Here is a 6794-nt window from a genome sequence, read left to right as displayed (position 1 = left end):
ATTCATTTTCAAACTCCCGGACGTCGTCCGGCGCTCCGCGTCCCTTTCCGATAGCTCAGCGAGAGATCGCGTGAGGCGGCCAAGCCGTGTCCAAGGTCCTCCCCCTGTGGGGGAGGTGTCGCCCAAAGGGCGACGGAGGGGGGAGTGATCGGCCGATGACCGGATCCCGGATCGACGATCCCAAAACCTCCCCCACCGATCGCTGCGCGATCGCCTCCCCCACGGGGGGAGGGTCTTGAGCCCCTCAATAGCTCTTCGGCAGGCCCAGCACGCGTTCGGCGATGAAGTTCAGGATCATCTCGCGGCTGACCGGCGCGATCCGGGCGATCATCGCCTCGCGGAAATAGCGCTCGACGTCGTATTCCTTGGCGTAGCCCATGCCGCCGTGGGCCAGGACCGAGCTTTCGCAGGCCGTGAAGCCGGCCTCGGCGCCCAGGTACTTGGCGGCGTTGGCCTCGGCCCCGCAGTCCTGGCCGGCGTCGTAGAGGGCGGCGGCCTTGAAGGCCAGCAGGTTGGCGGCCTCCAGCTCGGCCCACGACCTGGCCAGGGGGTGGGCCACGCCCTGGTTCTGGCCGATCGGCCGGCCGAACACCACGCGCTCCTTGGCGTAGGTCGTCGCCTTGGCCAGGGCCGCCCGCCCCAGGCCGATGGCCTCGACGGCGAACAGCACCCGCTCGGGGTTGAGGCCGTGCAGCAGGTAGGCAAAGCCCTTGCCCGCCTCGCCGACCAGGTCGTCGGCCGGCACGAACAGGTCCTCGATGAACAGCATGTTACACTCGACCGCCTTGCGCCCCATCTTGGGGATCGGCTTGGCCTCGATCTTCTCGCGGTCGGTGTAGAACAGGGAGAGCCCCTGGGTCGGCTTGGTGCACTGGTCCTTGGGCGTGGTCCTGGCGATGATCAGGATCTTGTTGGCGCGCTGGGCGCCGGTCGTCCAGATCTTGCGGCCGTTCAGGCGGTAGCCGCCCTCGACCTTCTCGGCCCGCGTTTCCAGGCTGGCGGTGTCCAGGCCGGAATTGGGCTCGGTCACCGCGAAGCACATCTTGTCCTCGCCCGAGATCAGCCGCGGCAGATGCTCGCGGCGCTGCTCGTCCGTGCCGAACTTCACGATCGGCATCGGGCCGAAGATGTTCAGGTGGATGGCGCTGGCGCCCGAGAAACCCGCGCCCGACTGGGCCACGGTCTGCATCATGATCGCCGCCTCGGTCAGGCCCAGCCCCGCCCCGCCGACGCTCTCGGGCATGGCCACGCCCAGCCAGCCGCCCTGGGCGATGGCGGCGACGAATGCCTCGGGGAAGATCCCGGTCTCGTCGGTGCGCCGCCAATAGTCGTCGTCGAAGTCGGCGCACAGCTTGGCGACGCCGTCGCGGATGGCTTCCTGGTCCTCGGTCAACCCAAATCCGCGCATGCGCCCCCCTGCCTTGGCTCTTGTCGTTGCGGCTCAGGTCCTCGAGAATCGCCGCGCGTCAAGCGAGGCGGCGTCCGGGCCTGGGTTATCACCCTTCAGATACGCCGCGACCAGATCGGCCACAAGCGGGGCCAGCAGCCAGCCGTTGCGGCGTGCGCCGACGGCCAGGATCACGCCGGGCGTCGCGCTCCAGCCCACCAGGGGCAGGCCGTCGGGCGTGGCCGCCCGCACCCCGACCTCGGTGGTCAGCACAGCTTGCGCCAGTTCGGGGCGCAGGCGGACGGCCGCGGCGCGCAGGGCCTGCGTCGCCGAGGGATCGACAGTCAGGTCGTCGCGGCCAAGCTCCATGGTGGCGCCGATCGCCGGGCGCTCGCCGGGGCAGACATAGACCCCCTCGCCCCGGATCACCGGCCCGCTCGCGGGACCCCGGTCGGCGCGCAGGATCTGGCCCTTGATCGGGCTCAGCGCGGCCAGCTCCGGCGCCAGCCCGCCCGCGTCGCCGGCCCCGGTGGCCAGGACGACGGCCGAGAAGGCCGCTGTGTCGTCGGCGACGAAGGCGCGGGACGCGAAACGCCCGCCCAGGGCCTCGAACGCGGCCCGCATCGCCGCCAGGGCCGGCCGGGCTTCGATTCGCCAGTCCTCGGCGTCGACCAGGGCCCCGTCCAGGCGCTCGAAGGGCGCCTCCAGGGCTTCGAAGCGGGCGGCGACGCCATCCAGCCAGGCCGTCTCGCCCTCGACCCTCAGGCCGTCCCGCGTGATCTCCAGGTCCAGGCCTTCGGCGAAGGCCGGCCAGCGGTCGCGGGCCCGCCTCAGCAGGGCCAGGTGCGGCGTCGAGACGGGGTCGAACACCGCCTCGGCCACCGGCGCCAGCATGCCGGCCGCCACGCCGGACGCGTTGGCGCCGAGGGGGTTGGGGTCGAAAAGCGTGACGTCGATCCCGGCGCGCGCCAGGGTCAGCGCCGCCGCCGATCCGATCGCGCCAGCGCCGGCCACCGCCACCCGCGCGCGCAGCTTGGTCTCCATGGGCGGCAAACACCCCCGCTCGCGGCAAACGTCAAGTCCGGCGGGCCATTTTGCCGCTCCCGCGGATGTGTCAGAGACGTGACTAACGTAACCGCATGGGTCTATCCTGCGTTAACCAAGCTGGACCACACGCTCTCGGATAGAGGGTGGGCGCGCGGTCGCTGGGAGGAACGTGACGCGGATGACCGACAAACCCCCTTCCGACCTGGCCCACCCGGTCGATCTCTATGTCGGGGCGCGTCTGCGGATCCGCCGAAAGATGCTGGGTCTCAGCCAGACCCAGCTGGCCGAAGCCCTGGGCATCACCTTCCAGCAGGTCCAGAAGTACGAGCGCGGGGCCAACCGCATCAGCGCCTCCAAGCTGTACGAGGCCGCGCGCCTGCTGCAGTCGCCGGTGTCCTACTTCTTCGAGGGCCTGGACGAGACGGCGCGGGGCGACGTCGACGACGGCTTCGCCCAGCGCATGACCCAGTTCGTGGCCACGCCGGAGGGGCTGGAGCTGGCCGGGCTGTTTCCGCGGCTGAGCGACCGGCGGCTGCGCCGCCGGGTCGTCGACCTGGTCAAGGCGATGGTCGACGACGAGCCGGCCACGGCGACGCCTTAGGACTCAGGCCCCGGCGCCGCCTAGAGCAAGCCGCGCGATATAGGAATCGCGCGGTCTGCTCTAGATTTTTGTTTTCGCATCGCTTCTGCGGAAAACCGGCATCCACCTTTCCGCGCGATGCTCTAGCGGCGCTGTGCCGCATTCCGAAAACCCGCGTTCGAGCGCAGCCTCCTGGTCAGGGAGCAGGCGCGCAATGTCGCGATAGTCGGGAGCGTAGGCGTGAGAATGTCCTCGGGAGTCGGCCGCATTCGATACTGGTGGCAAGCCCATCCGATGGCTGGCCTGCTGGCGGGCTGGGTCGCCATCGCCCTGATCGGCTGGCGCGTCTGGGCGGCCCTACAAGGGCGCCACGCCTAGGTCCGCGGCGACGAAAAAGCCCCAGGCGGAACCTGGGGCTTTTCAACGTCCTGCGATGGTACCGCCTCTCAGGCTTGAACTGAGGACCTCCGGTTCCACAAACCGGCGCTCTAACCAACTGAGCTAAGGCGGCGCATCGCGAGGGAGTGTCTTTAATCGGACGCGCGGACCGGATCAAGCGCCGAAACGGCCCTTCCACACGAAAACGCCCCGGAGCCGTGAAGCTCCGGGGCGCTCGTCTGGTAACCGGTCGTTCGGGTCCCTAGCGGGGGACCGTGAACACGATCGGGATCGTGATCTGACCGCCGTCCACCGGAGCGCCGTCAAGCGTCTTCGGCTTCATGCGGAACAGCCGCGACAGCTTCATGGCCGCGTCGCCGAAGCCGTAGTCAGCCGGGTTTTCCGACACGACCGAACAGCCTTCCAGCGACCCCTTGGCGGTGACGGTGCACGACAGGGTCGCGCGGCCGCCCACTTCCATCCGCTGAGCGCGGTCGGGGTAGTAACGGGCCATGTCCTCGCCGGTGGGCTTGCGGGCCCAGTCCGGCTTGGTGATCACCGAAGCGCGGGCCGGCGGGTTCGAAGGCACCGGCGGCACGTTCGAGATCACCGGCGGCGCCGATTGCTCGACCCGCTCCTTGACGGGCGGAATCGGCAGCGGCGGCGGCGGAGTCACGTCCGGCGGCGGCGCGATCGGCGGCCTGGGCTGCACCACCGCGGGAGGCGGAGGCGGAGCGTTGGTCGGCGGCGGCGGCGGGGGGGGAGGAGGCGGCGGCGGCGGCGGGGGCGGCGGAGGCAGCTCCACGTCCACGGCGTCGTCGTGATACTCCTTCATCACCGCTTCGAACTTCTGCTTCGCCAAATAAGCGAACAAAGCAGCGTGCAAGCCGACGACGATAATGGTCGCGATACCGAAGGCGCCGAGTCCGCCTTTCTTGCGTCGCGGACCATCCGAGGTGAGCGGGTCGTAGTGGCGATGCTCAGGCGCTTGTTGTTCAGCCATGCATCACCCCTAGCTGTTCTGATCCTTGCCGATGAGCGCCACGCTGTAGAAGCCGTTATCCTGGAGGGTGTTCATCACCTCCATGAAAGCTCCGTAGCGCGTCTTTTCGTCGGCACGGATGTAGATGCGCTCCTTGGTGGGATCGCGACGACCGATGCTCTTCGTGAGGTCCGCCCCCATCTCGTCGACCGTGGTGGGGTCGTCGCCAATGAAGACCTTTCCCGAAGCCTTGATCGAGATATAGACGGGCTTTGGCGGGCTCGGCGACGGTTTCGCGACCGCCGGCGGCAGGTTCACTTCGACCGACACGGAGGCGAGCGGAGCCGCCACCATGAAGATGATCAGGAGAACCAGCATGACGTCCACGAAGGGCGTGACGTTGATCTCGCTGTTTTGGTCGATGTTAAACCTGTCGCCCCCACCGCCTGAGAGTTTGGCGGCCATCGGTCTTACGCCCCTTTGTCGAGCTGACGCGAAATGGCGTTCATCAGTTCAGCAACGAAACCTTCAGAGCGCGTGCCGTAGCCGGAGATGCGGGTCTGGAAGTAGTTGTAGAAGATAACGGCCGGGATAGCGGCGAACAGACCGATACCGGTGGCGAGCAGCGCTTCGGCGATGCCGGGGGCGACGACGGCCAGGTTGGTCGTGTTGGTGTTCGCGATGCCGATGAACGAGGTCATGATCCCGTAGACGGTGCCGAACAGGCCGATGAACGGACCGGCCGAGCCGACCGAAGCCAGGAACACCATGCCGCCCGACAGGCGCTTGGCCAGCGAGGCCTGCACCGCGTTGATGGCGTAGGTGGCGCGCGACAGGGTCGAGTCACGGTGCTCGCCGCCGACGGCCAGGCCGGCTTGGCGCGACAGTTCGATTTCTTGGGCGGCCGCGGCGGCCATGTCGGCCATCGGGTTGCCTTCGAATTCTTCCGACGAGCCGATGCGGGCGATGTCGGCGATCGAGCGAGCGCCGCGGAAGGCTTCCAGGAACTTGTCCGACTGCTTGTTCAGGGCGCCGAACTCGAACAGCTTGGTGATCAGCAGGACCCACGAGAAGACCGAGGCCAGGATCAGGCCGATCATCACGACCTTAACCACCGCCTGGGCCGACAGGAACATGCCGATCGGGGTCAGGGAGTGGGACTTCATCTTTTCGGTCGCGGCGACGCCGGCGTCCAGCGGCTCTTCGGCAGGCGCGGCGGCGGGGGCCGGGGCGGCGGCGGCCGGAGCAGCAGCTTCGGTGGTGGCCGGCGCAGGAGCCGCAGCGTCCTGAGCGAAAGCCGGGGCGCTCACCATCAGCGCCATGGCGCCGACGAGAGCGATGAGGGGGGTTTTCCGTTTAATGTCGAGCATCTGTCGCCAGTTCCTGATTGGTCTAGCACGTTTGGACCGAGGGTCGTCGCGCGAGAGCGTCTCCACCCTAACTTGAATAGCCTGCGCGATGGCCGATCGCTCGGACGTCCCGCAGACCCGCTTCGCAGCGCTCGACCCGTTACGCCCCCCAAGCCGAGCTCATGCCCCGCAAGAAGGATCGTTTCGAAGCGCGTGTGATCGCCGCCCCCGAGGAGGCTTCGACCTTACCGCAATGTTAGAATTGCGGCAGGGGTCCTTTGGCAACCCCTTTTCGTACCGTCAAGGGGTGCGACGAGGCATAAATTCGCCGTTCCCCAGACACGCCCACCGTCGTTGCCGCACCGCACAAATGGGAAATCAGGATTTAAGGGCGGTTTTTCCCTACCAAAGGGAATAGCGATGTTGCGCCGCAACATGTTTACAAAACATCGGTCTCACACGCCTGATCTGAACGCGCATCGGACGAGAGTTCAATCTGGCCGGGAACCCCTCCGTCGGAGATCTGACCTCTGTCATGACGGCGCTCGACCTCGCGGGCGCACGGAAGCCATGATTTTCGCCTCCGGTCGGCTTTTCAGCGCGCAAAACCGTGACGACTTCGTTTCACAGGCCGGGTTAGAGGCTGATTTCCGGGCTGCGGCGGCTCAGACCGTTTCGCAACGACGGCGGATCGTCCGGAGCGGGCTCGTGCTCGCGATGCCGACCTTTGATCATCCGAAGACGGCTCAAGACAGCCCAGGAAGTGGGACGTCGGCGATCGATTTCGTCCCGACCAAAAAGGCCTCGCTAAAATTTCACGTTTGCCCTGAGGCGGACGCGGGTGATCAAGTTCGCGGCGCCACGGGAATGACGGCTCTTCTGGTTCGCGGCCGTCCTGCGGCGCGAACCGAGCTGCCGGGGACTTGGGCGAACAGCGCCGCTGAAAGGAAGTGGTGCCTGGGGGCGGATTCGAACCACCGACACGCGGATTTTCAATCCGCTGCTCTACCAACTGAGCTACCCAGGCCCTGGGCCTAAGAGGCGGTCGAAACCGCCCTGGCGCCCGCCCGA

Annotated in this window: 7 protein-coding genes and 2 tRNA genes; 2 read left to right on the top strand and 7 right to left on the bottom strand. The window is 67.5% G+C overall.

Annotated elements, in window-relative coordinates:
- Nucleotides 1–244: 244 nt before the first annotated feature.
- Both ACSQ2G_RS21900 and ACSQ2G_RS21895 read right to left on the bottom strand, forming a co-directional pair.
- Entirely contained in the window at nucleotides 245–1408 is a 1164-nt protein-coding gene (locus ACSQ2G_RS21900) for an acyl-CoA dehydrogenase family protein (RefSeq protein ID WP_436034497.1), read from the bottom strand.
- A gap of 33 nt (nucleotides 1409–1441) precedes the next feature.
- The gene (locus ACSQ2G_RS21895; RefSeq protein ID WP_436034496.1) at nucleotides 1442–2431 is read right to left on the bottom strand and encodes an NAD(P)/FAD-dependent oxidoreductase; all 990 of its coding nucleotides are present in this window, start codon (nucleotides 2429–2431) and stop codon (nucleotides 1442–1444) included.
- A gap of 181 nt (nucleotides 2432–2612) precedes the next feature.
- Here ACSQ2G_RS21895 and ACSQ2G_RS21890 point away from each other — a divergent pair, with 181 nt between their 5' ends.
- A complete protein-coding gene (locus ACSQ2G_RS21890) occupies nucleotides 2613–3035 on the top strand; it encodes a helix-turn-helix domain-containing protein (protein WP_436034495.1) in 423 nt (140 codons plus the stop codon).
- A 219-nt stretch (nucleotides 3036–3254) separates the two neighbouring features.
- A complete protein-coding gene (locus tag ACSQ2G_RS21885; protein WP_436034494.1) occupies nucleotides 3255–3392 on the top strand; it encodes a hypothetical protein in 138 nt (45 codons plus the stop codon).
- Nucleotides 3393–3448: 56 nt separating this feature from the next.
- On the opposite strand, the gene ACSQ2G_RS21880 is transcribed toward ACSQ2G_RS21885, so the two are convergent.
- The 5 genes from ACSQ2G_RS21880 to ACSQ2G_RS21860 all read right to left on the bottom strand — a co-directional run bounded on the left by ACSQ2G_RS21880 (nucleotide 3449) and on the right by ACSQ2G_RS21860 (nucleotide 6750).
- Nucleotides 3449–3525, bottom strand: a tRNA-His gene (locus ACSQ2G_RS21880).
- A 129-nt stretch (nucleotides 3526–3654) separates the two neighbouring features.
- Nucleotides 3655–4395 (bottom strand): energy transducer TonB family protein, encoded by a 741-nt coding sequence (locus ACSQ2G_RS21875; RefSeq protein WP_436034493.1) that lies wholly within the window; start codon nucleotides 4393–4395, stop codon nucleotides 3655–3657.
- A 9-nt stretch (nucleotides 4396–4404) separates the two neighbouring features.
- Nucleotides 4405–4839, bottom strand: a complete 435-nt coding sequence (locus ACSQ2G_RS21870) for a biopolymer transporter ExbD (protein ID WP_019847727.1) — start codon at nucleotides 4837–4839, stop codon at nucleotides 4405–4407.
- A gap of 5 nt (nucleotides 4840–4844) precedes the next feature.
- The gene (locus ACSQ2G_RS21865; protein ID WP_436034492.1) at nucleotides 4845–5744 is read right to left on the bottom strand and encodes a MotA/TolQ/ExbB proton channel family protein; all 900 of its coding nucleotides are present in this window, start codon (nucleotides 5742–5744) and stop codon (nucleotides 4845–4847) included.
- Nucleotides 5745–6674: 930 nt separating this feature from the next.
- Nucleotides 6675–6750 (bottom strand) — tRNA-Phe (locus ACSQ2G_RS21860).
- Between the last annotated feature and the right edge of the window lie 44 nt (nucleotides 6751–6794).

Origin of the sequence: Caulobacter sp. LjRoot300, from assembly GCF_964253875.1 — a bacterium.
Taxonomy (GTDB): Bacteria; Pseudomonadota; Alphaproteobacteria; order Caulobacterales; family Caulobacteraceae; genus Caulobacter.
This window is presented reverse-complemented; position numbering and strand designations above follow the sequence as displayed.

Excerpts from the sequence above, each read along its gene's own strand:
- ACSQ2G_RS21900 (WP_436034497.1), bottom strand. The coding sequence starts at position 1,408 with ATGCGCGGATTTGGGTTGACCGAGGACCAGGAAGCCATCCGCGACGGC.
- ACSQ2G_RS21895 (WP_436034496.1), bottom strand. The coding sequence starts at position 2,431 with ATGGAGACCAAGCTGCGCGCGCGGGTGGCGGTGGCCGGCGCTGGCGCG.
- ACSQ2G_RS21890 (WP_436034495.1), top strand. The coding sequence starts at position 2,613 with ATGACCGACAAACCCCCTTCCGACCTGGCCCACCCGGTCGATCTCTAT.
- ACSQ2G_RS21875 (WP_436034493.1), bottom strand. The coding sequence starts at position 4,395 with ATGGCTGAACAACAAGCGCCTGAGCATCGCCACTACGACCCGCTCACC.
- ACSQ2G_RS21870 (WP_019847727.1), bottom strand. The coding sequence starts at position 4,839 with ATGGCCGCCAAACTCTCAGGCGGTGGGGGCGACAGGTTTAACATCGAC.
- ACSQ2G_RS21865 (WP_436034492.1), bottom strand. The coding sequence starts at position 5,744 with ATGCTCGACATTAAACGGAAAACCCCCCTCATCGCTCTCGTCGGCGCC.